The sequence below is a fragment of the Verrucomicrobiota bacterium genome, from assembly GCA_021413925.1.
Taxonomy (GTDB): domain Bacteria; phylum Verrucomicrobiota; class Verrucomicrobiia; order Chthoniobacterales; family UBA6821; genus UBA6821.
Map to the genome: position 1 here is coordinate 1 of JAIOPL010000007.1, position 26,649 is coordinate 26,649.

At 57.6% G+C, this 26,649-nt stretch carries 25 protein-coding genes and 2 tRNA genes; 15 read left to right on the plus strand and 12 right to left on the minus strand.

Annotation, left to right across the window (positions count from 1 at the left end; all coding sequences use genetic code 11):
* Window positions 1–237: 237 nt before the first annotated feature.
* Genes K8R57_04680 through K8R57_04690 form a run of 3 tightly spaced genes read left to right on the plus strand, consistent with a single transcriptional unit; the run spans window position 238 to window position 3,424 of the window.
* Window positions 238–933, plus strand: a complete 696-nt coding sequence (locus tag K8R57_04680) for a PHP domain-containing protein (GenBank protein MCE9587591.1) — start codon at window positions 238–240, stop codon at window positions 931–933.
* Entirely contained in the window at window positions 915–1,070 is a 156-nt protein-coding gene (locus K8R57_04685) for a hypothetical protein (GenBank protein ID MCE9587592.1), read from the plus strand. The genes K8R57_04680 and K8R57_04685 overlap by 19 nt, the downstream gene beginning before the upstream one ends.
* A 35-nt stretch (window positions 1,071–1,105) precedes the next feature.
* Window positions 1,106–3,424, plus strand: a complete 2,319-nt coding sequence (locus K8R57_04690) for an RNA-binding transcriptional accessory protein (GenBank protein MCE9587593.1) — start codon at window positions 1,106–1,108, stop codon at window positions 3,422–3,424.
* Window positions 3,425–3,495: 71 nt separating this feature from the next.
* Here K8R57_04690 and K8R57_04695 read toward each other — a convergent pair whose 3' ends face one another.
* Window positions 3,496–4,656, minus strand: a complete 1,161-nt coding sequence (locus tag K8R57_04695; protein ID MCE9587594.1) for a transporter substrate-binding domain-containing protein — start codon at window positions 4,654–4,656, stop codon at window positions 3,496–3,498.
* A 73-nt stretch (window positions 4,657–4,729) separates the two neighbouring features.
* Here K8R57_04695 and K8R57_04700 point away from each other — a divergent pair, with 73 nt between their 5' ends.
* Window positions 4,730–6,022, plus strand: a complete 1,293-nt coding sequence (locus tag K8R57_04700; protein ID MCE9587595.1) for an MHS family MFS transporter — start codon at window positions 4,730–4,732, stop codon at window positions 6,020–6,022.
* A gap of 71 nt (window positions 6,023–6,093) precedes the next feature.
* Complete coding sequence (locus tag K8R57_04705; protein ID MCE9587596.1) at window positions 6,094–7,011, plus strand: SPFH domain-containing protein; 918 nt, start codon at window positions 6,094–6,096, stop codon at window positions 7,009–7,011.
* A 15-nt stretch (window positions 7,012–7,026) separates the two neighbouring features.
* On the opposite strand, the gene K8R57_04710 is transcribed toward K8R57_04705, so the two are convergent.
* Complete coding sequence (locus K8R57_04710) at window positions 7,027–7,671, minus strand: C39 family peptidase (GenBank protein MCE9587597.1); 645 nt, start codon at window positions 7,669–7,671, stop codon at window positions 7,027–7,029.
* A 38-nt stretch (window positions 7,672–7,709) separates the two neighbouring features.
* Here K8R57_04710 and K8R57_04715 point away from each other — a divergent pair, with 38 nt between their 5' ends.
* The gene (locus K8R57_04715) at window positions 7,710–8,435 is read left to right on the plus strand and encodes a hypothetical protein (GenBank protein ID MCE9587598.1); all 726 of its coding nucleotides are present in this window, start codon (window positions 7,710–7,712) and stop codon (window positions 8,433–8,435) included.
* On the opposite strand, the gene K8R57_04720 is transcribed toward K8R57_04715, so the two are convergent.
* Window positions 8,363–9,670 (minus strand): MFS transporter, encoded by a 1,308-nt coding sequence (locus K8R57_04720; protein MCE9587599.1) that lies wholly within the window; start codon window positions 9,668–9,670, stop codon window positions 8,363–8,365. The two genes, K8R57_04715 and K8R57_04720, sit on opposite strands and share 73 nt — an antisense overlap.
* A gap of 273 nt (window positions 9,671–9,943) precedes the next feature.
* Here K8R57_04720 and bioA point away from each other — a divergent pair, with 273 nt between their 5' ends.
* The 7 genes from bioA to K8R57_04755 all read left to right on the plus strand — a co-directional run bounded on the left by bioA (window position 9,944) and on the right by K8R57_04755 (window position 16,029).
* On the plus strand, window positions 9,944–11,296 hold the full coding sequence (gene bioA / locus K8R57_04725) for an adenosylmethionine--8-amino-7-oxononanoate transaminase (GenBank protein ID MCE9587600.1): 1,353 nt from the start codon (window positions 9,944–9,946) through the stop codon (window positions 11,294–11,296).
* A 29-nt stretch (window positions 11,297–11,325) separates the two neighbouring features.
* The gene (locus K8R57_04730) at window positions 11,326–12,102 is read left to right on the plus strand and encodes an ABC transporter permease (GenBank protein MCE9587601.1); all 777 of its coding nucleotides are present in this window, start codon (window positions 11,326–11,328) and stop codon (window positions 12,100–12,102) included.
* Entirely contained in the window at window positions 12,102–12,929 is an 828-nt protein-coding gene (locus K8R57_04735; protein MCE9587602.1) for an ATP-binding cassette domain-containing protein, read from the plus strand. Before K8R57_04730 ends, K8R57_04735 begins: the two co-directional genes overlap by 1 nt.
* Window positions 12,926–13,417 carry an outer membrane lipid asymmetry maintenance protein MlaD gene (gene mlaD, locus K8R57_04740; protein ID MCE9587603.1) on the plus strand — a complete coding sequence of 164 codons (492 nt, stop codon included), beginning with the start codon at window positions 12,926–12,928 and terminating at the stop codon, window positions 13,415–13,417. Before K8R57_04735 ends, mlaD begins: the two co-directional genes overlap by 4 nt.
* Window positions 13,414–13,995, plus strand: coding sequence for an ABC transporter substrate-binding protein (locus tag K8R57_04745; GenBank protein ID MCE9587604.1), 582 nt, complete (start codon window positions 13,414–13,416; stop codon window positions 13,993–13,995). Before mlaD ends, K8R57_04745 begins: the two co-directional genes overlap by 4 nt.
* Window positions 13,996–14,047: 52 nt before the next feature.
* Window positions 14,048–15,115 (plus strand): VacJ family lipoprotein, encoded by a 1,068-nt coding sequence (locus tag K8R57_04750; protein ID MCE9587605.1) that lies wholly within the window; start codon window positions 14,048–14,050, stop codon window positions 15,113–15,115.
* Between the two features lie 119 nt (window positions 15,116–15,234).
* Window positions 15,235–16,029: a VacJ family lipoprotein gene (locus K8R57_04755; protein MCE9587606.1), complete on the plus strand. Its 795-nt coding sequence runs from the start codon at window positions 15,235–15,237 to the stop codon at window positions 16,027–16,029.
* A gap of 218 nt (window positions 16,030–16,247) precedes the next feature.
* On the opposite strand, the gene K8R57_04760 is transcribed toward K8R57_04755, so the two are convergent.
* Window positions 16,248–16,323: transfer RNA gene (locus K8R57_04760), tRNA-Gly, on the minus strand.
* Window positions 16,324–16,465: 142 nt separating this feature from the next.
* Entirely contained in the window at window positions 16,466–16,909 is a 444-nt protein-coding gene (locus K8R57_04765; protein ID MCE9587607.1) for a hypothetical protein, read from the minus strand.
* Between the two features lie 186 nt (window positions 16,910–17,095).
* Here K8R57_04765 and K8R57_04770 point away from each other — a divergent pair.
* Window positions 17,096–17,169: transfer RNA gene (locus tag K8R57_04770), tRNA-Cys, on the plus strand.
* Between the two features lie 23 nt (window positions 17,170–17,192).
* Here K8R57_04770 and K8R57_04775 read toward each other — a convergent pair.
* The 6 genes from K8R57_04775 to K8R57_04800 form a co-directional block, all read right to left on the minus strand.
* The gene (locus K8R57_04775) at window positions 17,193–20,312 is read right to left on the minus strand and encodes a UvrD-helicase domain-containing protein (GenBank protein MCE9587608.1); all 3,120 of its coding nucleotides are present in this window, start codon (window positions 20,310–20,312) and stop codon (window positions 17,193–17,195) included.
* Window positions 20,309–23,056, minus strand: coding sequence for a PD-(D/E)XK nuclease family protein (locus tag K8R57_04780; protein ID MCE9587609.1), 2,748 nt, complete (start codon window positions 23,054–23,056; stop codon window positions 20,309–20,311). Before K8R57_04780 ends, K8R57_04775 begins: the two co-directional genes overlap by 4 nt.
* A 100-nt stretch (window positions 23,057–23,156) precedes the next feature.
* Window positions 23,157–24,077: a hypothetical protein gene (locus tag K8R57_04785; GenBank protein MCE9587610.1), complete on the minus strand. Its 921-nt coding sequence runs from the start codon at window positions 24,075–24,077 to the stop codon at window positions 23,157–23,159.
* Between the two features lie 6 nt (window positions 24,078–24,083).
* Window positions 24,084–24,779 (minus strand): hypothetical protein, encoded by a 696-nt coding sequence (locus tag K8R57_04790; protein ID MCE9587611.1) that lies wholly within the window; start codon window positions 24,777–24,779, stop codon window positions 24,084–24,086.
* Window positions 24,763–25,242 carry a hypothetical protein gene (locus tag K8R57_04795; GenBank protein MCE9587612.1) on the minus strand — a complete coding sequence of 160 codons (480 nt, stop codon included), beginning with the start codon at window positions 25,240–25,242 and terminating at the stop codon, window positions 24,763–24,765. The genes K8R57_04790 and K8R57_04795 overlap by 17 nt, the downstream gene beginning before the upstream one ends.
* Entirely contained in the window at window positions 25,239–25,496 is a 258-nt protein-coding gene (locus tag K8R57_04800) for a J domain-containing protein (GenBank protein ID MCE9587613.1), read from the minus strand. Before K8R57_04800 ends, K8R57_04795 begins: the two co-directional genes overlap by 4 nt.
* A 350-nt stretch (window positions 25,497–25,846) precedes the next feature.
* On the opposite strand from K8R57_04800, the gene K8R57_04805 reads away from it, so the two are divergent.
* The gene (locus K8R57_04805) at window positions 25,847–26,431 is read left to right on the plus strand and encodes a lipase (protein ID MCE9587614.1); all 585 of its coding nucleotides are present in this window, start codon (window positions 25,847–25,849) and stop codon (window positions 26,429–26,431) included.
* Between the two features lie 31 nt (window positions 26,432–26,462).
* Here the strand turns inward: K8R57_04805 and K8R57_04810 are convergent.
* On the minus strand, window positions 26,463–26,649 hold a 187-nt coding region (locus tag K8R57_04810), incomplete at its 5' end, for a family 1 glycosylhydrolase (GenBank protein ID MCE9587615.1).

Here is a 26,649-nt window from a genome sequence, read left to right on the forward strand (position 1 = left end):
ATGTCCAAGGTCTTCGAGACAGGGGAAAACCCTACAAATGCGCCATCGTCGCAGCCATGCGCAAGCTCCTCATCCACCTCCAATGCCTCATCAAAAAATCACAACTCGCCCCTTGCTAAAAACCACAGTTGCTCTGCGGGAGTTCTTTTCTAAATCAAGCGGACCGGTAACAGAAAAGTTACCCAAACTTGCGTTGGATGCTTGGCATCTGATGCAAGGACCCGCCAAAATGCAACAATGCGCCACGCCTTCGACCTGCATCTCCACACCCATTACTCTGCGGATGGGCGTGGCACCCCCGAGGCCATGATCGCGGCAGCGAAACAACGAGGCCTGAGCGGCATCGCCATCACGGATCATAATACTTGCGAGGCCGTCGCTTATCTCACCAAAGCAGGGCTGATGCGTGAGGATGGACTTCCAGTCGATGGCTTTCTCATTATTCCCGGCGTCGAGGTCTCCACAGCCGATGGTCATCTCCTCTGCCTCGGCATCACACTCCCTAAAATGAAGGGAGCCCCGGCCCTTGAAGTAGCGGCGGCCGTCAAACAGCGTGGTGGCATCTGCATTGCCCCTCATGCTTACGACTCGTTCCGCGCCGGTATCCGCGAAGAGATTCTCGATCAGCTGGACCTTGCGGCTCTCGAGACCTTCAATGCCGCCGTCACCCTTCGTGGCTTCAATGCCAAGGCCGCCGCCTATGCGGCCCGGCGCGGTCTTGCTGGCACGTCCGCCAGCGACGCGCACCACGCCTCGGCGGCTGGTATCTGCTCCACGGCTTACGAGCTTTCCGAACTCTCAGTCTCGGCCGTGCTCGACGCCATTCCTCGGGGCGGCGAGAGGAACGAAAACTACCTCTCCTTCTCGGAAGGAATGAAGAAAAACTTCGGCAACTTGTTCCGCATTTTTAACCCATCACCAAAGCGGACCTAGGTTCAGGCTTTATTCAGATTCCCCATCCCTTTCATCCCTTTCATCCCTTTCATCCCTTTCATCCCCTTCATCCCCTTCATCCCCTTCATCCCCTTCATCCCCTTCATCCCCTTCATCCCTGTGAGTCTTTTGCCTAACAGTCTAATAGCCTTCAGCCTAAACAACCTTCCAAATGATCGAAAAACATCTCGTCCAAATCACCGCCGAACTCGGCCTCCAGCCCCGTCAGGTCGCCGCCACTGCCGTCCTACTCGAAGAGGGAGCCACCGTCCCCTTCATCGCCCGCTACCGCAAGGAAAGCACCGGGGAACTCGACGAGGTCAAGATCACCGCGATCCGCGATCGCCTGGAGCAGCTGGAGGTGCTCGATAAGCGGCGCGAATCGATCATTGCCTCGCTCGAGGAACGCAAACTCCTCACCGAGGAACTCCGCTTTAAGGTGGAGACTGCCTCCAGCCTGAACTCACTCGAGGACATCTACCTTCCCTTCAAGCCGCGCAAGCGCACCCGTGCGACCATCGCTAAGGAACTCGGTCTGGAACCTCTTTCCGAGATCCTCTGGGCTCAGGATCCCGCGACCGATCCGGAGGCACTCGCTGTCCCCTATGTCGGCAACTCAGTCACCGTCGATGCCAAGACCTCCACCCTCGATACCGTGGCCGCCGTCCTGGCTGGTGCACGAGACATCCTAGCCGAGCGGATTAACGACGACTCCACATTGCGTGCCCAACTCCGCAGCCTCTACCTGAACAAGGGAGTCATCAAATCGACCCTCATTTCCGGCAAAGAAGAGGAGGGAGCCAAGTTCAAGGACTACTTCGACTGGAGTGAACCGGCCGCCACCGCGCCTTCTCACCGCATCCTCGCCATGCGTCGCGGCGAGACCGAGGGATTCCTCTACTTCCGACTCACGCCGCCCGAGAACGAGGCGCTTGGCATTCTCTTCATGCTCTTTGTGAAAGGGAATTCAAGGGCCTCCGAACAGGTGAAGCTAGCCTGCGAGGATTGTCTAAAACGACTGGTGGGCTTCGCCATGGAGGTCGAGGCCCGCGGTTTTTACAAGAAGAAGGCCGACGAGGAGTCGATCCGCGTCTTTGCCGACAATCTCCGTGAGCTCTTGCTAGCCTCCCCTCTCGGACAGAAGATCACACTCGGCATTGATCCCGGATTCCGCACCGGCTGCAAGATCGTCCTGCTCGACCGTCAGGGAAAGCTCCTAGCCAATGAGGTCATCTATCCGGGTCGGAGCCGGGGCGAGGAACTCGAAGCCGCCGAGGCCATCCTGAATATCGTCCGTCTTCACAAGGTGGAGGCCATCGCCATCGGCAACGGCACCGCCTCGCGCGAGACCGAGTCCTTCGTGAAGAAACTCAAACTTCCCTCCTCCATCCAGATCGTCGTGGTGAGCGAGAGTGGGGCATCCATCTACTCGGCGAGTGAAATCGCCCGTGAGGAATTCCCGGACTTGGACCTAACCGTGCGCGGAGCCGTCTCCATAGGCCGACGCCTCATGGATCCTCTGGCTGAGCTCGTAAAGCTCGATCCGAAATCGATCGGTGTTGGCCAGTACCAGCACGATGTCGATCAGGCCGCTCTGAAGCGTTCCCTCGACGATGTCGTGATCTCCTGTGTGAACAAGGTAGGCGTCGAGCTCAACACGGCCTCCCGTCATCTCCTGGCCTATGTCTCGGGCCTGAACTCCCGCACGGCGGCGAGTCTCGTCAGCCACCGCGATACCAACGGCCCATTCAAGTCCCGCGCCGAGCTCCTCAAGATCAGCGGCCTGGGGCCGAAGGCCTTCGAACAGGCGGCGGGGTTCCTTCGGATCCGCGACGGCGCCCATCCCCTCGATGCCAGCTCCGTCCATCCCGAGCGGTACGAACTCGTGGATCGCATGGCGGCTGATCTCGGCTGCTCCGTGGCCGACCTCCTGCGAGATCCGGCCAAGCGATCAGCAATCAAGCTCGAGAGCTATGCCACCCCCGAGGTGGGGCTTCCGACTCTCAAGGACATCGTCGCCGAGCTGGCCAAGCCGGGCCGCGATCCCCGCGAGCAATTCGAGGCCTTCAGTTTCGCAGACGGTGTCGAGAAAATGGAGGATCTCCAACCGGGCATGAAGCTCCCCGGCATCGTGACGAATGTTACCGCCTTCGGGGCCTTCGTCGACATCGGGGTCCATCAGGACGGCCTCGTTCATATCAGCCAGATCAGCGACGACTTCGTCCAGAACCCCGCCGAGTTCCTGAAGGTCGGCCAGAAAGTCCAGACGACTGTTATGGAGGTAGACCTGCCCCGCAAACGCATCGCCCTCTCGCTGAAGACCAAGGTAGACCTCACGCCTCGTGATCCTAAGGGCGGGGGAACTCCGGGTGGTGATCGCCGCGGTCAGGGAGGCCGAGGAGAGGACCTCAGCCGTTTTATGCGCAACGATTCAGGAAAACCCGGAACCGGTGGAGACTGGTTCTCCCAAGCTCAGCAGAAGAAATTCTGACGTGGTTCTGTGATTCCGTAGTTCCGTTTTTCTAAAGGCTTAAAAACTCAGAGACTCATAAGCTCAGAGACTCATAGGCTCAGGGGCCCCGTCCACCTTTCGGCCTTGGAGCGCCAGTCAGGGAGCAAGGAGACTTTGAGAAGCTCGCGGTTGATCGCTGACAACTGCGGAAGTCCCTGCCTCGTGGCGAAGGCATAAATCATCGCCGAGTCGGGAAGCGTGTAGAGATCGCACTTCAAATCAGGGTTGCGGTTCATCATGTATTGCAGCGGCACTACATCTCCGGCAAACGCAGTGATCAGACCCATCTCGTCGGCATTTTTGATTTCGTCGTAGGTGTTGAAGCGTTTAGCGGGGATCCCCCGCTCCTGGAGCAGGAAATCCATCCGTGACCCGGCGACACACCCAACCTTGAATCGAGGGAGATCGTTGAAACTGACGATGCCCTCTTTCATCTCGGCGCGGGTGAGAGAGGAAGCGACCGTTCCCGTGAACACGGCGATGATCAGCACCCCCGCGAGCATCCAAAAAAAGGTGACCAGGCGTCCAACCAGAGAGAGCGGCGTTTTGTCGCCATAACCGACAGTTGTCATGGTGACGGCTGAGAACCAGAGAGCCGAACCAAAGCCTTTCACCGAGAGGCCGCTAAAATGCCCCTTCTCATGTTTCCTCTCGACGAACATCAGGAGAAGGCTGAAGAAAATCATCCCGAGCAGCATCGCTAGGAAGATAATGAGCACCCTTTTGTTCATCAGGATCCCGTGGAATGTGCCGAGCGATTGCAACAGGGATTTACGGGGGGTCAAAACCGCCCCATGGCTGAAGAGATACGGTTCGGTGAATTCGATATTACCTGCCTCCTCACCGGAAAGCGCTATGACTGGGCTCAGATCGCACTTGCCAGTGCGCAGTTGTTTCATGATCTCAACCAGTGGCATCTCGACATACTCGTAGGTGATCCCAAGCTTTCCTGCGATTTGCTCCCAGAGATCGACGCTCAGACCGCTCCAGGCTCCGACCCCGTCCTTAAAACTGAACGGAGGGCGATCACAGACCGCTACTTTAAGTTTATGGGAATTTAAAGAACGCTTCGGGGCCGTTTCCCTCATTGCTCTGACTGCAGCCGAGTGCGCAACTTCCGATCGGGCTGAAAACTCCGCGTGCAAGGGCGTCCAGGGAGGCAGTGCAAGTCCACCGGCCAGAAGAAGCAGGCGCCATCGGGGAAAATCCATTCCTTTCATTAACAGCTCCTGATATCGGAGAGAACACCTTATCTTGAGGCATCCCCTCCTGAACGAAAATCCCATGACTCCTCACTCCCCAACTATCTCGGCCGTCCACCCGGGAAATTCCGCCTCACGCGTCTTGATCGCAAGTCTAGCCGGGACGGCTATCGAGTTCTTCGACTTCTATATCTACGCCACGGCAGCGGTTCTCGTTTTCCCGAAACTCTTTTTCCCACAGGGTGATCCCACGGCAGCCACACTCCAATCACTGGCGACCTTCTCCCTGGCCTTCTTTGCAAGACCCTTCGGATCGATCTTTTTCGGCCATTTTGGCGACCGGATAGGAAGAAAAACGACCTTGGTTGCGGCCCTCCTGACGATGGGACTCTCCACCGTCTTGATCGGCCTTCTACCGACCTACACCTCGATTGGTTTGGCCGCACCCGCCCTGCTCGCTCTCTGCCGTTTCGGACAGGGCTTTGGTCTTGGCGGGGAGTGGGGCGGCGCGGTTCTGCTCGCTACCGAGAATGCTCCTCCCGGAAAACGCGACTGGTACGGAATGTTTCCCCAGCTTGGAGCGCCCATCGGCTTCCTCTTCTCCGGCGCCATTTTCCTCCTGCTAAGCAAAAATCTTGATGCAGAAAGCTTCCTGACATGGGGCTGGCGGGTCCCTTTTCTCGCCAGCAGTGTGCTGGTGCTCGTTGGACTCTATGTCCGGCTCAACATCACCGAGACACCCGCCTTTCTGGAAGCATCTGCGCGCAGGAGTCCTGTTGCCCTGCCGATGATCGATCTCCTGCGGAACCATCTCCGCATCGTGATCCTGGGAACCTTCGCCGCGGTAGCAGCCTTTGTGATCTTTTACATCCTGATTGTCTTCTCGCTCTCCTGGGGCACCACGCAGCTTGGCTATTCTAGGGAAACCTTCCTGATCATACAGCTTGCCGGCGTACTCTTCTTCGCTCTTTCAATTCCCTGCACCGCATGGATCTCCTCGCGGATCGGGCGCCGGAATATGCTCCTTCTAGCCACCGTGGCTATCCTGATTTTCGGACTACTCTTCGGACGCCTCTTCTCGGCGGGAACTCCAGGTGTGGTGGCAACACTCGTTATTGGCTTTCTGCTCATGGGGGTCACTTATGCACCGCTCGGGACCTTCCTCTCGGAACTCTTCCCAGTGGAGGTGCGCTACACGGGAGCCTCGATCTCCTTTAATCTCGCTGGGATCCTTGGGGCCTCGCTGACTCCCTATCTGGCGACCTCGCTGGCCATGAGTCACGGACTGGGATCCGTCGGATTCTATCTAGCCGCCATGGCGCTGATCAGTCTGATCGCCCTGCTGTTGACCCGCACTGAAGTGGAAACAGCATAGATTTTCTTGCCCTGTTTCATCGCAGGAGAATGGCGCTTGATTCAACTCCCAAACTGACTCACTGATTCCTTATGCAGAAAGCACCCCTCCCCGTCATCGGAATAGCAGCTCTGGTTGCCTTCGCTCTCTTCTTCCTAGCTCCGAACGTCTCCAACGTCCGCGTCACCGCAGGCTATGCGAGCTACATCTACTCCAAGCCGATCTTGGGCAAAGGAGAGTTCAAGGAGGTAATCTTCGGTCCCGCCTCCACGGGCATGCGCTGGCGCCTCTGGGGGCAGGCCGTCTCCATCACCCCCTACACCTACTCCGAAGCCTTTGATGCCGACAGTGCCATTCTGGCCAAGGACAAGCTCCCCCTCTCCAGCCAGGCCCATATCGTCTGGCGCCTGAAGCCCGACGAGAAGTCGGTACGCCGCTTCATGGAAGAGTTCGGAGGTTGGGAGAGTACCGGAAACCCGGACAAGATTGCCAAGGCAGCCTACGACCAGTTCATCCGCGAACCCTTCCGGACCATCACTCGCTCCGTCGTGGCAAAACATGACGGCCTTTCGGTCAACGAGTCCCTGACCTCTATCTCGCAGGACATCGGTAACCAGGTGAAGGATCTGCTCAAGAACACACCCTTCGAGGTCATGTCTGTCGTGATGGGCAATGCCTCCCCTCCCCAGCAGGTCATCGTAGCCATCGCTACCAAGGTCGCCCTCAACCAGACTCTCGAGCAGAAGGCCATCGAGGAGCAGATCGCGCAGAAGAACATCGATATCGAGCGCAAGAATGGAGAGGCGGCCGGCGCGCGCTCTGCTGCCGAGGCAGTCGAACGGGCCAAGGCGATCACCTCCATCAGCGCGGTCCTCTCGCCTTCCTACATCCAGTATCTGCAGGCCGAGAACATCAAGGGAGCCGACCGCGTCTACGTCCCTCTCAATGCCGGTCCGCAGCTTGTGATGCCTCTCCGAGAAAAGGCTCCGGAGAAAGCGACGGTCAAGTAAGGCCCATCACCGGACTCAGCGGATTCTGCGGTAGTAACGGAGGGCCTCGAGTGGAACTCCCATCCTAGAGAGGGGAGCGACGACTCCCCATTCCCCGGGCGCATTGTCCGCGGGGTTACGGATCAGATAGTCGAATCCCCTCTTCCCGACGATCACTACGAAGTGGGTGATGCCGCTGGGCAGCCTGAGACGAACGATCACGGGATTTCCTTTCAGGAGATTCCAGTCGATCAGGGCATAGGAGGGGAGATCTTCGTAAGCCTTTTCGATCAGGCCGGGAGTGAACTCAGCCGCTGATTCCCAGCGAAGCCATCCGGCGCCCTCGAAGCCGTTGTTTTTCTTCAGGAACTTGTTCAGGCGTCCCGGGTCGACATCCATTCCGTAATGGGAGAGCAGCATCGAAGCCGAAGCAACCGCACAGCCCTCGGCTCCCAGAGTGCCGGGAGTATTACCGAGCAATTCATCACTCCATCTCGGGTCACCCTGAAAGAACTGCGGCACTGAGATCACAATCTCCCCGGGAATCGGCAGACCACCTACTCCGTCTAACGGGCGCCGCCAACACCAGAAGATAACCAAAAACAGCAGGAGGGTTCCCGCCGCGATGATCCACCTTGCGAAGGCAGGTCTTTTGACCTTGGTTGGAGGCAATGATGTCACGGCTTCTGTTCTGTTTGTTTTCCAAGCTCCTTCTTTCAATGACTCCCGTGCACGCGGAAGACAACAACTCTCTTCCCCCCGTCAACCGTCTCATCCTGAATGAGATCTCCTCGATGCCGTCCGGCGGCGGATATTCCACAACTGCTGCGGCCAATCATGCACTCCAGGTCGCGGTCACCACCTCCAGTGGGACACTCCGGGTGGAGGCCTCCCATGCCGTACCCAGCTATTGTTCCGGCGCCACCTACCTGGTGTTTCTGAAGACCCTTTCGGCCCTTCAATCAAATCATCAACTCTCCCTCACCCCTGAGACTGTCACCGCCCTGAAGCCAACAGGACAACCCGACGGCACAGGCATCTGGGGACGATGGAATGCGAACGGCCCTGGCACAGCGCGCCTCTTTTACGAACTGGGACTTGGGCCGAACTTCACCGATCTGACTCGAGCCCTTCCGGGAGATTTCCTGAAGATCTTCTGGAACGATGGGATCGGTGCCACCGAGCATGGACACTCGGTTATTTTCCTAGGGACCGAGACGAAGAACGGCGTGCAGTGCATGCGCTTCTGGTCGAGCAACATTCCGGGCGGTTATGGCGAGAAAGTCGTCCCCCTGAGTAGAGCGCATCGGATGCTCTTCTCCCGCTTGGAACATCCCGAGAGCATCAACCGTCCCCTTCCCCGCACCGACAGCTATCTCTCCTCCATGGAACGCCGCTCCTCCACTCCAGCGGAGATGGCGGAGAAGTGCGGCATCCCGCGGTAGATCCTGAGACTTGCGAGAATGAGCGCCGCAGCTAGCAAATAAGCGGCTCCGCTCCAAGCGATCGCACTACTCATCCGCTCCATCGGGGTTCCCGAGCCGTAGGTGGAAAAGAGTCCCACCATCAAGGGACCCAGCGCACCACCACCCCATCCGATGAAATTCATCAGGCCCGCGACGGAGGCGCGCTGGCCCGGTTCAACAAACTCGAAGACCGAAGCAAAGATCCCTCCGTCATAGGTTCCCTTGCAGAGTCCGAAACAGATCATAGCGGCGAGCAGCGACTCCATCGTTGGCGCCCATGCCACAGCAACCACGCAGATCGATCCGGCTATCAACCCTACGGACTGAACAATCATCCGGGCTCCACGAACATTCATTGCAAGCCTGTCGGCGATCACTCCCGAGAGAGGCGCACTCACGGCACTGGCCAGCTGGATCGCCGCCACTGCCGAGACTCCCGCCGCCACCAAGCCGAGATGGAACTTCTCGAACAGGAACGTGGGAGCCCAAATCAGGAAGATTGATCCGACAGCATTTGCACAGGCGAAGGCCAACATCAGCAGGAGTATGCCGTGCTGAGAAAACAGCATTCGCAACGTTGGAAAGAAACCCAGTAGTTCTTTCCTCTCCGGGAATGAGGGATCTTCCGAAGCTCCTCGCTGCGGTTCCCTGAGCCTTAGCAGAAGAAGCAGTGACACAAGGATTCCCACACCCCCGAATCCGTAAAAGGCCCAGCGCCATCCGTAGCGTTCCGCGAGCAGTGCACCGATCCCTCCTCCTGCGATCGTGCCGATGTAGACTGCGGATTGATGGAGAGAAAGAGCCGTCGAGCGCGTCCTTGGACCATGATACCCGGAGAGCATCGAGGTGGCCGACGGGAAATAAACAGATTCACCCAGACCTATCAGCGCGCGTGCCGAGACAAACTGCCAGAGCTTGCCGCACCATCCTGTCAGCCCCGTCATGACGCTCCAGAACAGACATCCCCCCATGATCAGCCTCTTGCGTGAGAGGCGGTCGCCTGCGAATCCCGCAAAGGGAGCCGAGGCCGCATAGACCCACATGAAGGCGCTCCCGATCAGCCCGAGCTGAGCCTTCGTGAATCCAAAATCGCGCTCCAACAACGGAAAGAGACTACTGATCGCCTGACGGTCGGCGTAGTTGAGCATACAGACCAGCCAGAGCAGACCGAGCACGATCCATTTTTCACGGTTGAACGGCAACTTTGTACTCATGCCGTCACGAATTTATCATCCGCCTTTTCCAAAATGCTTTATCCCGCAGTGGCGCAGAGGCGCGGAGAAACATTCGTGGAATCCACTAACGAAACCCGAAAGGCCGAAAAGGCCGAATTTGAGAGCGTTCCACACATCTGCACAGCAATCTCTGCGCCCCTGCGCCTCTGCGCGAGGCTATTTTTTCATTTAGAATCGAATCAAAACAGACCCTCAAAACCTTATTTACCGATTCCAAATCCATCCTGATTCCGTTGTGATGTCACTTCTTTCATGGATCATTCGGATACTCCCGCCACTCCTGACTCCCTTTTAACCCGTGATGCCGCCGCGGTCTGGCATCCCTTCACCCAGCACGGCCTGGGTAGGGAACCGATTCCCATGGCCGGTGGATCGAGAGCTGTTCTTCGGGATGCCGGAGGCCGCGAATACCTCGACATGATCTCCTCCTGGTGGGTGAACCTCCACGGACACGGACGCCCCGAACTGGCACAGGCTGTCTCCGAGCAGATTCTCAAGCTGGACCATGTCCAGTTCGCCGGAGCCACCCATGAACCCGCGGTACGACTTGCCGAACGCCTGCTGGAAAAAGCGGGGCTCACAGGCAGCGCCAAGGTCTTCTACTCCGACAACGGCTCCACCGCCGTCGAAGCGGCGCTCAAGATTGCACACCAGCACTGGGCAAACCTCGGGACACCTAGACGCCTCTTCGTAACACTACGCGGGAGCTATCATGGCGACACCGTCGGGGCAATGAGCGTGGGTCGGAGCTCCGGCTTCTTCGATGCCTTCCACGGAATGCTCTTTGAGACTGTTGCCCTGCCCGTTCCCCTGGTCTGGGATGGATTTTCCAATGAAGAGGGAGAGCGGGAGGCACTGAAGGAAATTGCATGTTTGCTTGCAAGCGACAGGGATCAGATCGCCGCCCTCATCGTGGAACCGCTAGTGCAGGGTTCCGGAGGGATGCGCTTTCACTCGCCCGGATTCCTGTCGGAGCTCTGCCGTCTCTTCCGAGAACGGGGCATCCCAGTGATCTTCGACGAAGTGATGACCGGCTTCGGCCGGACAGGCAGCTTCTTTGCCTTCCAACAGACGGGGTTCATTCCTGACCTGATATGCCTCTCCAAGGGGATCACCGGAGGGATTTTGCCCCTGGCTGTCACGATCGCCTCGAATGATCTCTTCGATTCCTTCCTAGGCAACGACTTCTCCACGGCCCTCGCACACGGTCACAGCTACACAGCGAATCCCGTTGCCTGCGCCGCAGCCCTAGCAAGCCTCGACCTCCATGCATCCACGGATTCCTTGGGACAGGTTGCTCGCATTCATGAGAAGTTGAGTCAACGTCTTGTTCAGCTATCGAGCCATCCCCTGATCGAACATACACGTTTACTGGGAGGGATCGCTGCCTTCGATCTGGCTGGCACTGAAACGGGATACGCTGCGGGGTCGGGAAAGAAGCTTGCTGCCTACGCACAAGAACACGGCGTTCTCCTCAGGCCACTCGGAAATGTCATCTATCTAATGCCACCGTACTGCATCACGAATGAACAGATCGACCGGGCCTTTGATGTGATCGAGGCCTTTTTGAGCAATACTGCCCAGGGAAGTCAGGGCGTTGCATGACCAGAACCTTTCTGGCAAAGTCAGGATCAATGCTCCCTTTGCTTGGAAGAGAAACCCTTCGGATTGTTTCTGGATTCGGTGATTTTGCACTGTTTACCGGTCGGTCATTCGGCGCCTTGGCAACATCCCGAAGACTCGCCCGCAGGGTTATCCGCTCCGTCTACGAGCAGGGCACGGTCTGCCTTCCGGTGATTTTGATCGTCGGACTCTTCACCGGCCTGGTACTGGGGCTTCAGGGCTACCATGTCCTGAGCCGCTTCGGCTCCGTGGGTCTGCTTGGGACCCTTGTCTCGCTCAGCCTGGTGCGCGAGATGGGCCCGGTGCTGGCCGCTCTGATGCTGATTGGCCAGGCGGGATCCGCCTTGGCAGCGGAGCTCGGCATCCAGCGCAATACCGAGCAGATCGTCGCCTTGGAGACCATGGGCGTGGAGAGCCACGGCTATCTGGTAGCGCCACGCCTGCTCGCGGCATTGCTGGTCTATCCTATCCAGACGGCTCTCTTTGTCGTCGTTGGTTTCTGGGGGGGGAGTCTCTCCGGATCACTGCTTCTCGGTGTCGACTCGGGGGTCTATTGGTCCTCCATCGAGAGGGCGATCGAACCGCGCGATCTCCGGGAATGCTTTATCAAGGCGGCCTGCTTTGGCCTTCTCTCCGTGACCATCTGTGCGTACCAGGGCTTCTACGCCGACCGGAACCCGTCCGCCACTGGCGCACGCGCCGTCAGCGCCGCCACCACACGGGCGGTGGTGATCTCCAGCATCATGGTTCTGATCGCCGACTACGTGATCAGCTCCTTCTTCATCTGATGATGATCACACACACACACGATCTTCTCCTGCAGGTCGAGCAACTCACGAAGAGCTTCGACGAACGCCCTGTCCTCACCGGGGTGAATCTTAGTATCCCGCGCGGAAGCATCTTCACAGTTCTCGGTCCGAGCGGCACGGGCAAATCGGTCTTCCTCAAGTGCCTGGCCGGCGTCATGCAGCCCGACTCGGGGCGGATCAGCTTCGATGGGCGCCCGCTGGTTGCCTCGGATCACGGGATCTACGCGGAATTCCGACGCCGCTGCAGCTTTCTCTTCCAGAGCAACGCGCTCTTCGACTCATTGACCGCTCTGGAGAATGTCGCCCTCCCGCTCGAGCAGACGACAGATCTTCGGGAAAAGGAAATCATGAAGCGTAGCATGGAGGCTCTGGGCCAGCTCGAACTGGAAACCTACCGTGACCGCTACCCCAGCCAGCTCTCGGGCGGCATGCAGAAGCGCCTCGCCCTCGCGCGCGCGATCGTGACCCGTCCGGAGCTTGTGCTCTTTGACGAGCCGACGGCCGGACTTGATCCTCTTCGCCGTAACGCTGTCTTCTCCATGATCGTGAAATACCAGCGCCACTTCAACTTCACGGCACTTATCGTCACCCATGATGTTCCCGAAGCCCTTGCGGCAAGCGACCGCGTTGCCCTCCTGAACGGCGGGAGAATCTGCTTCGAGGGAACCCCCGACGAGTTTTCCTGCTCGACTCAACCCGTTGTCTCGGGCTTCCGTGATAGCACCCAATCCCTTGCACTAGACATCAAGGAGATCCGACGGGATCTCCAGCATTCCCTGCATATCCAGCACACCGAGCCTTTATGAAACATACCAAACTTGAGCTTTATGTCGGACTGTTCGTGCTGCTCGGCGTTGCCGCGATCGCCTATCTCACACTCAGGATCGGCACCGGATCCTTGATCAACGGAGACACCTATGTCGTCGAGTCACGGTTTGCCAATGCCGGAGGCCTCCACACGGGCAGCAGCGTCCTGATGTCGGGTGTCACAGTGGGTAGGGTCGAAGGCGTGCGGATGGAGCCTTCGGACTACAGCGCCATTGTCACACTCAGGATTGTGTCGGCGCTCCATTTGCCAACCGACTCCATGGCCTCCATCAAGACCTCCGGACTCATCGGGGACAAGTATGTCGCCCTCTCCCCAGGCGCCGATGAAACCTCCATGAAATCGGGAGAACGGATCACACTCACCGAATCTGCGGTGGACCTGGAGTCCCTGATCGGCAAAATGGCGTTCGGATCCGTTGACAAAAAGAAGGATAACCTAGAGAAAGAGAGTAAGACAAAACAATGAAATCACCTCGTTTTCTTCTAGCCTGCCTGTTTTCACTCATGGCGGGATCCGTCATGGCCTCGAATGAGGCTGCCGAGAGTCGTCTGAAGTCCTCTGTTGATCAGGTTGTCGCGATCACCAAAGCGTCAAAAGACCGTCCAAGCCTTATTGCGAAAGTGCAGCCCGTCTTGGAGAAAATCCTGGATTTTCAGATCATGACCCGCCGGGCCGTCGGTCCGGGATGGCGGCAGTTCACCCCTCAACAGCAGAAAGAGGCTACCAGTCTCTTCACCACCCTGATCCTCCGCACCTACACCGCCAAGTTCACGCCGGGCGAGTATCCCGACGTCATCTACAAGACCTCCTCATCCTCGGCACCAGGGCGCGTGGAAATTCCCACCACAGCGCAATACAAGGGAAACCGTTATGACGTGGTCTACCGTATGGAGGACAAGGAAGGTTGGTTGATCACCGATGTCATGATCGAAGGCGTCAGTCTCGTGGCGAACTACCGTTCCCAGTTTGATTCCGAGTTTAAGCAAGGGGGCGTTAACGCTGTGCTCCAAGCACTCCAACGATCTGTGGCCGAATCAAAATAGGGAAAACACTAGAGCTAAAAACAAGAGCCTTAACCAAGAGCCGCCCCTCGGAATGAGCTCCCTCCATTTGGCTCCTCGAGATCGTTTATCCCCCGGGTCTGCCATGCTGGCATTGGCCGGGGTTTTCTTTTTTTTAGCACAGGTGGTCTTAGCCACCGATACCAATATCGCCCCTTACTGTGTGATCGTTGATGGCCAGATCATCCCCGTTCAGAGCAACTCGTCTCTTCCTAAAAAATATGGAGGAGAGACTCTTTACCTCCAGAGCGTCGTGTCACCCAATCACCGCCCCCCCACTCCTAAGCCCACTCCTAAGCCCACTCCTAAGCCCAAAGTAGCAATTACCCCTGCTCCAACCCCTGCCATTCCCGCACCGATCACGGTTAAAAAGCCAGACAAGGAGCACTCCTCTGACAAAACCGTTCACTCCCCATCATCAAAGTCCGATAACAAACCCAATGAGGATCTCGGTGATGACTACGTCAATGCCAAGTCCGTCTCCGATCCCTTGGAGCCCATGAACCGCGGCACCTTCTGGTTCAACCACCAACTTTACCACTACGTCTTCATTCCGTTGAGCAAGACCTATAAGTTCATCTTCCCTCAACTGGTGCGCACCGGCATCTCCAACTTTTTTCTGAACGCTGAGTATCCGACCCGATTCGTCAACGACCTCCTGCAGGGGAAGCCTGATCGGGCAGGGCTTGAGACCGAAAAGTTCCTCTACAACTCCACGGTAGGGGTGGCAGGCATCATGAAGCCCTCCGCAAAGGTTCCTTGGCTGGCAGATCTCCCATCGACCGATACCGACGCCACCTTCGCCAAGTGGAGAATCCCTTCCGGTTGCTACATCGTCTGGCCGATCCTTGGACCCAAGAGTCTCCGTGACACCGTGGGATTTGCCGGGGACATCGCCCTCGATCCAGTCACTTGGCTTACCTACGGAACACTGGGTGGCGTCGCGGGAGCCACCACGCTGGCTGTATCAGCACCCAAGACAACCACCAAGACCTCCGACAAACTCGACACCTACGAGGCCCTCACCCGCACTTCTATCGACCGTTATTCCGCCGTCCGAAGCGCCTACACTCAAAATAGGAAAAAAGTCTCGGAGCAGTAAAACATTTCCATTCTTGCCTCTTCCAAGGAGAGTAAGGCACAACAGTTACAGTACGGATATTCACGGCTCATTCGTGATTCAGTCCCTAAGTAACTTAACCACTCCGCAAACGAGACCCAGTGAGCATCCGCAAACTCCTTCTCCTCCCCATGCTTCTGCTGGGGGCGCTGGCTCTTTCGAGCAACGCCAATTGCTCCGCATCGATTCCGAAATCAAGAATTTCCGACGGGAAGTCCGTGGCGTCCCATGCCTCTCTCGCTTCAGATAACGACCTCGACGAATACAAGCAGATTGGAGCTATTCCCGATCCCATTCAGCCCGTCAATCGCGGCACCTTCTGGGTGAACCACCAGCTCTACCGGTACATCCTCAAGCCGATCTCGAGGACCTACGACACCCTCTTTCCCAAGCCTGTCAGAACAGGGATCTACAACGTCTGCGACAACCTTGCGTTCCCGGTCCGCTTCGTGAACGACACCCTTCAGGGGAATCTGAAACGCGCCGGCGGAGAGGCCGAGAAATTCGGTCTCAATAGTACCATCGGCCTCCTCGGCATCTTCCGCATCTCCGACCGATTCCCATCGCTGGCTGACATCCCTGCCGCCGATACTGGCCAGACCTTTGCGAAGTGGGGGGTTCCGCACGGCTTCTACCTGGTACTTCCCTTCTATGGGGCGAAGAGCCTGCGCGATACCGTCGGCCTTGCGGGAGACTACGCCTTGAGTCCTATTTTCTGGGTTTCAATCTGGCTGACCAGCATCCCCTGGGTTCCAGCAGTAACCGCGCCAGACTCCGTGCGCACCCTGCATGATAAACTCGCCGCCTACGAGTCGCTCACTAACAACTCCATGGATCGCTACCTCGCAGTCCGAAGCGCTTGGGTGCAGTACCGCAAGAAGGTAGCCGATCAGTAGCGGCCACAGAAACGTGTTGCGAAACTCTTCGCGTGTTTCAAATCATCACTTCCTAAAGAAGGAAGTGGAGCGGGCGAAGGGATTGTATTCACCTCACTCCCGTGAGGTGAACCCTACGGGTCCTCCTTCGGAGGCTACTACTCGGCCTTCCCAGGCCTCGTTTCGAACCAATAACTCGGGCTCAAATCCTTGAATCAGTCACTTCCTAAAGAAGGAAGTGGAGCGGGCGAAGGGATTCGAACCCTCGACATCAACCTTGGCAAGGTTGCACTCTACCAACTGAGTTACGCCCGCATCGACTAGCGATTTCTAACGCTACGAAAGAGGGAGAGCCTGGTCAAGGGGAGATTTGTACACTTCCCCTAGGATCCCTTCAGAGAATAAAAAACCGGCGTGGAGGATCTCCCCACGCCGGTTGAATGATTGTATCCTGTGATTAGTTCGACTTCGGCGAGGGGCCCGCCCCCCTCTTGTGCATCTTGTCGAGGACGGGTTGTATTGAGGGGTCTGCCTTCAGCAGCGAGTCATGCCTGATCTGCTCGAGGGATCGATGCGCGACATGCTTGGCCTCCTTGGTCTGTGCATCTTTGACCGCTTCGCGGGCCGCGACCAACTGGGGATCATTCTTGATCTTGTGCATATCGGTCTTGAGTTGCTGACGCTCGGCATCCGTCAAGCTAGCGCGAGCCCCATCATGATGATGGGGTCCTTTCTTCCATCCTCCACCCCCTCCGTTGGAGCTAGTTCCGGAAACGGAATTAGTAGATAGCGTAGATGTATTCTGATCCTGAGCCTTCAGCGTCGGAAGTGCGCCAAAGGTTATCAGGCCCAGCGATAGCAGAGGGATGAGGATCTTGTTCGGGGTGTTGTTTGTGTTCATCAAGAGTGTGAACACCACCATTCAGAAAAAGTTGCGGCTTTTTTTAGCACTCTAGGGAACAAAGGGATGAGACACTCGGGCAGGTGATTTAGGTGTAGAATTTCCTCGGGTAATCCATTAAGCTTTTTACAGTAAGACCTCGGTGGAGTTCATTAACTCAATCAACTCGGCGGAGGATTGCTTTATGGTTCGTTAGCCAAGCGGTTAGGCACGGGTCTGCAAAACCTGTTAGACTGGTTCGACTCCAGTACGAACCTCCACTTTTTTTGATGCGGCGATGCTGCTAGGACTGCCGGATGGGAATTGTCCGGGCGCTCACTTTGTCGATAGTGATTCCGAGCAACTTCGCGGCTGCCAGTCGGTACTGCTCCATTTGCCCCTCGTATTGTTGGGCGATTGCTTCAGGAGTAGAACGGTTGGTCTTGTAATCATAAATCCGGGCTTCCACGGCCTTGCCTCCCTCCCGCCGAATATGGACCCGGTCGAAGATCCCGCTGATCCATTTTCCACCAGCCATCAAGTCGAACGGCTTCTCGTTCCAGAGAATCCAATCTTCACCGGGTTTTGAGAAAACTTCCTCAGCCTCTGCCGACTTGAGGAAGATTTCCAAAAGTTCACGGGCCGGTTTGGAACAGCTGGAGAGATCGATTTTTGCAGTGTCCCACTCGATCCGAGAGAGCAACTCGTGGATCTCGGTTCCAAGATCGGCAGCCTCCAGAGAGATGGCACTATCCCCTTCGGGCTGGGCAACCTTCGCAACTTTCTTTCCAGTCAGAGAAGAAGGAGAAACCGGATGAGGAGTTCCCGCGATACACTTAGGAAGATCCACAGTTGTGGCATCCCCGGAAAGACTCACCTCCACATCCGTATGGAGAGGATGGCTGTCGTACCAGTCCGCGTGTCCCGACACGAACGCCTGATCATCGGAAAGGGTCAGGCGGAGTAATCTGGCGAAGCTCTTGGCCGTCGTGCTGGTTGCGAGCTTCGAGGTCAGCACGTAGAGGGCGAACTTGGACCGCGTCATTGCCACATAGGCCGTGCAGAGCTTGCCGTATTCACTCTCTGCTCTCAGCGACTCGGTTGCCTCTCTCATCACGGGATCTGCTGCCGAATGATTCTTGGAGGGAAGCAGGCAGCCCCAGCTTGGGGGCTCTCCTTCAAGATGGAGGGCATCCGTATTCCCAGCGCCCTTACCCTCTAAACCGGAGACGATGGTCATGTCGAAGGTCAGCCCTTTGGACTGGTGGACTGTCATCACGCGGACGACTCCTGTTGATTCAGGCTCCTGAACTACATGACTCTCCAGGAAGGCAATAAACTCGGCGATGTCCCCGCGACGACCCTTGTCGTACTCAGCAGCCGCCGAAAGAAAGCTCTCATAACGCGATTCCAGGAAGCTGCCCAAAGTGATACCCTCCACCCATGACCGCGCGGTCGCTTCGTATCCCTCTGCGGCTATCTTTTCCAGCGCCTTGCTACGGAATATTTCCTCATCGTTGCCCAGCAATACCGCCAGTGGAGAAGATAGCAGGAGCATACGCGAGAGCCTGTCGTCTGGCGATGCTGTGAACCGGAACGCTGCCAGCAGCACCGCACCGAGAGGATTGTCGGTGCAGGGATTTGCCTTGCCCTCCAGAGAGACCGGAATCCCCCGAGCCTGGAGCAGAGCAGCCACATGAGCCGCGTGTTCGTTCTTCGTGTGGAGTACCGCGCAGCTCAGGCCGCGTTCCCAAGGGCGCACATCCTCAAGGATATCGGCGATCTTGCGGTGGAGCATGGGTGAGCCCTCTTCATCGTTACCTGCCTCCGATTCGACCGACTCCCAGCGGACATAGCCACGCAGGTCTTCGTTCTTGTCGGCTATGATATGTTTTTTCCAACCCTGTTCCCAGGCGATGAGCGTCTTCTCAGGAATCTCAAGCTTCGGAGCCACTCCGGCCAGTGAACCGAAGACCATGTTCACTATATCCACGATCGGTTTGGCCGAGCGGTAGGAATGATCGAGGGCAGACTCCTGGATCCTCTTCTCCCCCGGAGTACTGCAGCCGCGGTTGTACTTCTCAAAGATCTCGAAGAAGAGCTTCGGATCACCCCCGCGCCATGAGTAGATCGCCTGCTTGGTGTCCCCCACATAGAAGAGCGAGCGTCCCTCACTGTCGTCTTGGATGACCTCGTCGATGAAAGGCTCCAGGACGCTCCACTGGATCCGGCTCGTATCTTGAAACTCGTCGAGCAGCCAGTGATCGAGCTTCGCGTTCAGGCGGTAACCGGCACTGGCCATCCATTCACCGCTCTTCACCTGGGAGGCCAGGAGATCGGTCACGTCCGAGAAGGTCATCCTGCCGCGACTGCGTGTCGTCTCGTGGTAGGTAGTCTCGAAGTTCTCCATGAATTGGTGGAGCGCCTTGCTGCGCTCCAGGAGGCTCTCGTAGATAGGTCGGAGCAGTGCATGCACCAGTGCCTCACGGGCCGCAGGAACGCCACCCCTCAGATAGACGCGAGCAGCAGCCGCACCCCCTGTCGGGATGTAATCGCAGTCCTTATTGGCTGTCTGCTTGCAGAGCTTTTCCGAAACGAATTTATCGAGCTCCTCGCTCCAGGCCGTGCCGGGGCGTTGAGCAATTGCAAGGTCGAGATTGGTTCTCCAGAGGCCCTTGGATCCTTCGGTGAGATCCGGGTGCTCCTGCAGGATAGCTGCCCAGAGAGCCTCCGCGGCTGACTTCACGGCACCGGATGAGAGGATCGCGCTCGCTCCCCCCTTCCAGATCGAGGGCGAGTCGCCCCACATCATTTCAGGCCTTCTGAGGAACTTCGCGTGGTACCCCTCCACCGCCCGCAGCAGCGTGCGGAAGACCTCCCTCTCTCCCTGCCTCCGCGAAATCTTGCGTACCAGATCGAGAAACTCCGATCCTCCGGTCGACTTCACGGATGCTCTGAAGATAGACGCCAAGGAATCCATGCGTGCCTGCTCGAGTTCCGAGTCCCCGATCATGGAGAATTCCCCCGGCAGTCCCGACTCCAGCGGGAAGGCGCGCGCTATCCTGGCAAAGAGGCTGTCGATTGTCCCCATGGTGAGGACTCCAGCCTGAAGGGCAAATTCCCGGAGAAGCTCCCGACAGCGCGCCTCATCTAGGTCAGGGATTTCTGTCCCCTTACGCAGGTTCTCGATGTCGGTGTCCTTCCGGAGTGTCTTGAGTTTCTCGGGATCAAGCACCGCATGAGCGAGCCTGAGGAAAACCGCATCGAGGAACTCACCCGCAGCCTTCTTGGTGAAGGTCAGTGCGGCGATCTTGCGCGGCTCCACACCCAGCGCCATGAGCGTTACCATACGGCTTGTGAGCTGGTAGGTCTTGCCGCTGCCCGCATTGGCCACGAGCATCATGTTGGAAATAAGCCTGCTCACAAGACGGCCTCCTTCTTTCCTTCAAGATATCGGATGGTTTCCTCGTCGATGCAGTGCTCTGGCTTTCCGTTAAGGAAGAGCGACTCGAATTTGTCCTCCCAGTTCGAAGGGAGCGTCCGGGGTGGCCAGAAGACACCGCCGACCAATCGAGATGCCACCGCTTCAGCGCACTTCACGGCCGATTCCATCTGCTCAGTATCCAACTCGAGAGCCTTCACACCGCTCTGCTCGGGATCGGCCGCCAGCACCAGGTAGGCGGTCTCGACAGGACGTCCCGGGTAGAGAGTTTCCGCTATCCTGCGATAGAGCGGAAGCTGAAGGTCCGTCCAGGCCTTGGGCTTTCCTTTGACAGTGACCTCTGCCTCCTTGAAGAACGCTGCTGCCGGCGATCCGAAATGCTTCTTCTCCGGCTTGGTGAGGCTGCCCTGGGACTTGTAGTCGATGATGCGGATGAGATCCCCGTTTTCCTCGATCCGGTCGATCTTGGCCGTAAGCTTGAGCCCGGCAAGGGAAAGCACCTGCGGGTGGTCGGCACCGATCTTGTATTCGCTCTCCAGAATGCGCCATCCCTTGGCATATTCCTCGGCCTGAACCCTCGCGAAGGAAATCAGCCTCACACGAGCGGCCTCGAGCTGCACTCTCACCGCCGGCGAGGGATCCTGACCGAAGCGCTCCCTCGACTCGGTCTCCAGGTGCGAGAGGATCAGCGCCTCGATCACCTTGCGATCCCCCTCACCTCGGGATTCTTTCCCGAACCGCTCCAGTACCCTGTGGATCAGGTCGCCGAACTGCATCGCGTCCATCTCACGGGCCTCCGGATCATAGGAGGCCGCACGCAATCGTCGCTCCAAGTAGAAACGGAACGGGCAGGCCAGGTAGGAGCTGAAGTCCGTGGGACTGATCCTCGTGATCAGTTCGTCGTCGGGCTTGGGAAGGTGCCAAGGCCAGGAGTGCTCACGACGCAGAGGGGTGCCGGAGCCCTCGGCCTTCTCAAAGAGCACAAGAACACGAGCCGCCAGCTGCTCCGGCACGCAACGCATGAGGAGTCCCGAGGGAACGCAGGGGCTTCCGTCGGGACCGAACTTGGAAAAACTGGCGCGGAAGTCTTCCGCAGGCCGCGCATTGCTCAGGCACGTGAGGAAATAGGCGTCTCTCGCGCGGCGGGAGGCATTGTCGGCGATCCCGAATTCACGGCGCTTCTGATCGGGTAGGAAGGGATGCCCGTCGGTCGAGGCCGGAAGTCGTCCCTCCACACAACCGCAGAGAGCCAGTCGCTTACCCTCAGCCCAGGGGGCCTCGAGCCAGCCCGAGAGGTCTGTATCACCCTCTTGGGAGGCTCCGAATTTTTTACTACGGGCAAGCGAACGCACCAGCGCCACATCGCGCGCCTTCTGTGGTTCGGGCCAGGAACTAAAAACCGGTGAGCTTTCCTCGCAGGCTTCCAGCACAGCTTCCGCACCCGCGGGGTCATCGGACCAGGCCTCCGTAAGCACACAGGCAGAATCCTTAGCAAAGGACGCATCGAGTTCTTTCAAAAGGCGCGCAATCTGGGGCCGGGATTTTGAGGACTCCAGGCAGCCAGCCGCCTGGGTGATAGTTTCCGCAAGGAGCTCCACCATCATCTCGCCGCAGGCCTCCAGGAGCTCCTTCTGGGAGAGACCGCACTGAGCCCCAATCCATGCAGCGAATCGGGGCGCCTCCAACAGCCTTCTCAGGGTCCTGAGATTGCGGTCCCGTCTGAGAGAGATCCATTCGGCAGCCACGATTGCCGGTTCTGTGAGCGAGAGAGGTTCACCCTCCGGAAGGAACGGGCTGCCTCCGCGTTGGAGCAGTTCCGCATTGAAGGCAGGACCCAGCTCTGGATCTCCCAGCACCAGCGAATAGCTTCCCCGGGGCTCGGCTCCCGACATGAAATCCACAGCCTTTGAGGCCTCCTCCACCGGATCCTTGGCCATCACGATCTGGTCTTGGAATAGCGAGATTTCCGACTCGCGCCACTCGCTTGTGATCGGCCTCCCCCAGCCCTCGAAACCGCCACCCATGGTTCCCGGCTTCCAGACCAGAACTGTCACAGGGATCCCCTGCTCCATGAGTGACTCGGCGCGCTTTTCGGCGATCTTCGGCAGATCCGGGATACAGGTGATGAAGAGCCTCTTCAATTCGTTGGCTGGGCCCTTGATCCCATCAAGTCGTGCGACGTTCGGATCGCTCAGTCCGTGGCGTTGGAGCTCTGCCAGGTAGCTCTTAGTGAGCGGGGCCAGCTCAGCCCAGCGCTCGGCATCCTCATCGCAGACTTCCTGGATGCGGGGGAGAAGAGGCGTGATCCCTCCCTCAGCCAGCATGTCGCAGAGATCGCAGAGCATGCCGGCAGTACCCAGAAGTGCCTGCTCACCCTCAAGCACCTCATTCCTGGGAAAGAGATGCTCTATGGAGTCGCGTGGGGCTTTTTGAAGAACAAGACCCCACGCAGCCTCGCGGTCCGTGCGACTCGCAAGGGCAACAGCCGATGGCAGCAGAGCCTTCATCGGTGATGAGAACCTCGGCGAGAGCACACCGCTTCCCCTTGTCTCGGAAATCTTTGCAAGCGAGTGCCTAATCCTGCGGGCGGCTCCCGAGGTCGGGATCCATACCTCCGTTTGGGAAAGATCGAAGGGTCCCGAAGGGACGCCTTCCAGCAATGCCTCCGCCACCTGGTCCGCGAGCGACTGCGGCCGTTCTAGGAAGAGGATCTTGGGGTTGGCCATGTCGGAGTAATTGAGATTAGACCAGCCAACCCTATCACCACAACTAGGTCGTAGAGCGTCCTACCCTAGGAAGAGCTGCCAAGGAAGGGAGCTACACCTTCTACTTAATCTTTCCCTTGGCTTTTGCTTTAACCTTGGCCTTCGCCTTCACCTCGGCTTTCCCCTTCTTGGGGGCTTCCAATGACTCCTTCTTCTGTAGAAAGACATTCTCATCGAACCAGGATTGGCCTTTCAGTGGGTCGAGGGTGAGCCTCAGCTTGAGAGGCATCGTGGCAAGCAGCTCCTTGTAACGAAGTCCGGCAGACTTATACGGCGCAGGGGCAAGAGTGATGTAGACGTCCTGCTCTCGCATGAGATCGTCGATGCTGGAATCGTTGATATCGGGATCCTCGATATCGAAATCGGTCTCGATATTTTCCTGGATGCCGCAGAATTGAAGGATCACCAGACGGATGACCTCGTGGGTCATTTCCCTATCGATGACCGGATGAGGATTCTGAATCAGGCGACGCCCCTGAGGGGTATTTCTGATAAGCCATTCCTTCACGAGACCCATGTCTGTTTCGTGTTTCGCCTCGGTGTGCAGGCGTTGGAGCTCCTTGAATCCGGGGGTCCATCCTTGCGTGGATGAGGATGCGGTGAAGAAGCAGCGAAGGACCTCGTGCGGGGTCTTGTAGTAGGGGTGCCCCTCGGTGATTTCTTTGACGTATTGGGTGAAGACCGAGCATGCACCGCGAATCCCTTCGTTCCTGAGTATCTCCGCGACCCTCGCATCCGAGTAACTCCGCCCGGCCGCGAGCAGTAGGCCTGCGCTCACGAGCGAGACAGCCCCATCGAGAGCGCCCTCGACCATGACTTCCGAGGTGATGCCGAAATGCTTCCTGGAAAGTTCGACCACGAGCGAGGAAAGGTCCCCGACAATCTCTTCGGGACAGGCCCCTCCATCACGGAGGATATGGAGAGCCTTCGCGAAAGGTGAGCGCGTGTCGGCGACCTGAAGCGAATGGGAACCTTCCGACATGGAATCTTAGAAGGTCAAAAACTCAGCTTCCTTTTTCTCTTCCGGGGGGCGCGTCTCCGCCGAGATATCCTGGAGAATGGACTGTGTCACACGGATGAATTTCTCTCCCTCGGGGGCCTCCGCGCGGTAGTACTCCACGAATTCGCCGAATTCCTTCGGGCGCAGCTGACGCAGGCTTGTGAGAAGACCTTGCCAGGTGCCGTGACCCGGTTGGCGATCAGTCGGGGACTCGATCATTTCGTGGAAATCTTTGCGCCCGACGCAGGAGACAAGCACAAGTCTGATTCCGTGCGGGTGATCAAAGAGCGTGCTGAGCATTTCGTATTCGCGATCGGAATCATCGCTCGAATAGACGATCGGACAGAGGAAGCCCTCGACATTCTCCTGGAGCTCGTAGAGAGCGGCTTCGAGATCTTCTTGGGAGAGAGGGCCGTAGAGCCCTCCCCATTCTTCCGCCTTGCGGTCCAGAGCACTGGTGAACTGCTCCGGCGTAATGAAGGCGCTGATGAGAGAGGGTTTGGTCATGTCGTATTCATCGGACATGACAATGATCTCCGGGATCGTGAGATCTCCCACGATGAGGGCGAGTTGGTCGTCACCGTAGTCGTTGCCGATCGTGGTGAGTTGCTTCTCGGCGGCGCCTGCTCCCTGCTGGAGAGCTTCGCGGACGGCAAGGGTGTGAGGGTTATTCTGCGTTGTCATCGTCTTTGTCGTCTTGTTCTTCTATTTCGTCTTTGGATACCACGGTTGAGGCCCAGGATTGCTCGGGACTATGGAGGAGGGTGAGTTGAATCGTGATCCAGAGCAGCTCGGGGTAGGAGTCCTTGAGCCAGAGGGCTTCTTTCTGGGCCTCTGCAGAGATTTGCAGGATGCCGGCGGCACGGATTCTTTCGATCGCATTGTTGGCGGAGGTGGAGGGCACGGCGAGACGCTTGATGAATCTCAGATCGGTTGTCTTGATCGCCGCATAGAACGCGGCTCCCAGATAAGCGTGCAAGAGGGGATCCTCCGGGTTCACGACAATCTGGCGGACGATGTCCTGGATGGAGACCCTCAACTGGGAGGAAAACTCCGCGAGTTTCGCGAGAGCCTCCTTGTCGGTCGTGGCGCGGGTGAAGTGTCCGGAGATGATCTCCTTGTATTCTCGGATGGTCTTGGCGTTCATGCGTTGCAGAATTGGTGGGCTAGCTGTGAAGAGAGTTTTTTCAAGTCTTGAACCGGGCGCCGCTTGAGCGATGCGTCGTACTCCATGCGCTTGGCGGGATCCGAGAGTGCCGAATAGGCTTTCTGGATGGCGTCGAAAAGGTGCGGGTCCCCACCCTTGTCGGGGTGATGCTGCATGGCCAGCTTGCGGAATGCGGACTTGATCTCATCGGCGGATGAATCCAGCAAGACATTAAGGGCCTGGTAATGAGTCATGAGAAAAGAAGCGGATCGGAGAGAGTGACGAAGAAGACGGGTTTGGAAATTTCCATCAAGTGATCAAGCAATGCGAGTGCTGGATTCTAAAGCAGCGGACCGGCGGTAACAACAACTCTCCTCAAACCCGGAAAAAGTTTTCAAGGATTCTTGCTTTGCGCCCCCCTCGGCGATCTTGCGGCTGCACGAGTAGGGATCCTAACCGAAGCTCGGTTATGCAATTAGCTCATTTTGATGCTAGGGTACTACTACTGGAGTCAGGCTTCGGCCTGGAAACTTTTATGAACCGACAGGAATCCACATGAACCGACTGGTAAGTTGCATTCTCAGTAAGCGCCCCATCTGATGCCATGAAGGTTGTTCTTGTTCATGGGTTTCAGGATAACGGGACCGTGATGGGGAAACTGGCGAGTCATCTCGCCGAGCGGGGACACGAGTGTCTCGTTCCCACGCTGGATCCCCATGATGCCAGGGACGGTCTCCCCATGATGGCCTTGCAGTTACATGGGCTGCTGGAAGAGCAGTTGGCCAGCGGAGAACGCTTCGCACTTGTGGGATTCAGCATGGGCGCCTTGATCGCACGCTATTATCTCCAGGAACTCGGGGGACATCAGAGGGCGGATGCATTTTTCTCGATCAGCGGACCGCATGAGGGAACCTGGGCTGCCTATCTTCACTCGAGTGAGGGAGTGAATCAAATGCGCCCAGGGAGCACTTTCTTACATGATCTGAAAACTTCCTCCCATCGATTGGAGTCGTTGCCTATTACCAGCTATTGGACGCCCTTCGACCTTATTGTCATTCCAGCTGAGAGTAGCCGCTGGTCAATGGGCGAGGAGGTGTGCATCCCCACCATGCTCCACCACTGGATGATCTCGGATAGTCGCCTGATGAAAGATATCTCAAGTCGACTCAATAAGATCGCCTCGAAATGAATTCCCCGAAGCCTTAAGACTTGGAAAGAGATCACCCGAATCCGGGCAGTTTCTTTGCCGAGGCAATTTCCTGTGCATAGGTCTCCGAGGCATTGTCGCCCATGAAGTCCACCGCCTCGCGAGTCCGGGAGTAGAGACCGAACCTGGGCGCGTAAGACCCCCACTCGTAGTTATCCATGAGTGACCAGTAGAAGTAGCCGATGAGAGGCCAGCCCTTG